This is a genomic window from Aquitalea sp. S1-19, from assembly GCF_024343515.1.
Genome location: NZ_RJTZ01000257.1, coordinates 1 through 1,837, shown reverse-complemented (window position 1 = coordinate 1,837; position 1,837 = coordinate 1). Strand labels below are relative to the sequence as shown.

Below are 1,837 nucleotides of genomic sequence, written 5' to 3'. Positions count from 1 at the left end.
CCGGTCAACAAACGTGCGCAAGTGGTGCAGGGCTGGCAGCTGAAGGATGACGGGGTCAAGGATCGCGTATTCAAACAGAAAGGGTATACGGCTATCGGCATCATCGCCGGTGATGGTATCGTGGAAGAAAAACTGCGCACCCAAGTCAACGCCTTCCCGATTTCAACCCGCAAGCATTTGGCATGGGAGCTCAAGTTCCGCATGGGTGGCCGCAACCTTAGTACACCATGGCATAAGGCACCGGTGGGCGAATCCAGCGCGACCGTATGGCAGCTGAAAACACCAGGTTATGGACCGACTCTGCTGATGGGGGTCGATAGCGATGCTCAGGATAAAAACAAGCTGGAGATATCCTTCGACGCACGGGTCAACCCACAACTAGGTGGCCAGCGCCTCGGCCAACTGGCCGGCATCGATCCGGATGGCGAAAACCATGTCCGTATCGAAGCTTTCCTCGACGAGCGTGAAGCCTCGCAAGGCGGCAAGGGCATCCTGAAGATCACCGTCAACGGCAAGGTCATCGTCGACAAGAAGGGGCCAAATGTACAGGCCGGCGCAACCCAGCCCTACAACTGGTCGGCAGGCATGTATCTGTGGCGCAATACTGTTGCCCTGCCCTACGATCGCTTCATTTACTTCAAGACCTTGCGTCTGATTGATCTGGATTGAACAGGGCGGATTGCAACTTGATTTTCGCGCCTAACCATAGCCGCTGAAATCCGGTAGCAGCGACAAAGGGCAGCACGCTTTAACGCGTGCTGCCCGTTTTTTATGTTGAATCAACCCAGCGTATGCTGCCCCAGCGCACTGACACTATTGAGCATGATGCGCACCAGTTCGGTCTGGCGGCGCACGCCGGTCTTGGAAAAGATCGAGCGCAGATGCGCACGCGCGGTGTTGTGACGTATACCCAACTCTTCCGCCGCTTCTTCCAGCGACAGACCATTGGCCAGATGCACCGCCAGCGTGGACTCGGCCGGCGTCAGTCCGAATAATTGCTGGGTGACCTTTAACGGGACCTCGCTCTTTTTCTCTGCATCTCGCACATAGACCATCACCGCCGGGCGCTGCTTGCCGCCTATCCATTCATTGCTGGGCACCGCCTTGACCACTACCCCGAGATTGACGCGTCCTGACGGGCGCGACAGCGACATGGCTTCAACCATTGCCGGCGTACCCGCTGCGGCTATCGGCTTTTGCTGGCGCGCCAGGTTCTGGGTAATCATGTTTTGCAGTTCGCGGCTCTCAGTCGAATAGGATGCGACCAGCTTGCCCTGATAGACCTTGAGTCCGTCTCCCTCTGCCAGCAGTTCGCTGGCAATCTGGTTGCTTTGCAGAACCTGGCCTTTTTCATCGAGGATGATGGTCGCCACCATCATGCGCGACACCGCCTCGGTGTAGAGCATCCCCACAGACTCAGTGGCCAGCATACGGGTCTGGATATTCAGCGTGCGTTTGATATGCGGCAGCAAACGGGTCAGTTCGGCCTTGTCAGCTGCGCTAAAGGGCGCACCACTTTCCGGGCGTGTCACGCGGATTTTGAACTCGCCATTATCCAGCGTACGGATGTCGGCGCCCATGACATGAAACACGCCATATGGCTCACAAAAATGGTGATAGAACAAGGACTGCCGCCACTCGCCCTCGCGCATCAAGTCGTCTATGGCATACACCTTGTCCGATACCAGATCGACAAACGGACTGGGGTAGCTGTATTGCGAACGCAAACCGGAATGTGCCTCGAAGACCTGGCCGGCGGTAATCATGGAACCTGCCTGATCCGAAGTATCCGGGCGAATGATCAGCGTCACGAAGTTGGCATCCAGCTGGTCACGCA

The 1,837-nt window shown here is 57.0% G+C and carries 2 protein-coding genes; one reads left to right on the top strand and one right to left on the bottom strand.

Annotated features, from left to right (window positions below):
- The coding region (locus tag EGI20_RS18015; protein ID WP_498633072.1) for a hypothetical protein at positions 1-669 on the top strand (669 nt) is incomplete at its 5' end.
- A 110-nt stretch (positions 670-779) separates the two neighbouring features.
- Here EGI20_RS18015 and EGI20_RS18010 read toward each other — a convergent pair.
- Positions 780-1,837, bottom strand: a 1,058-nt coding sequence (locus EGI20_RS18010) for a helix-turn-helix transcriptional regulator (RefSeq protein WP_498633071.1), incomplete at its 5' end; no start/stop codon positions are given.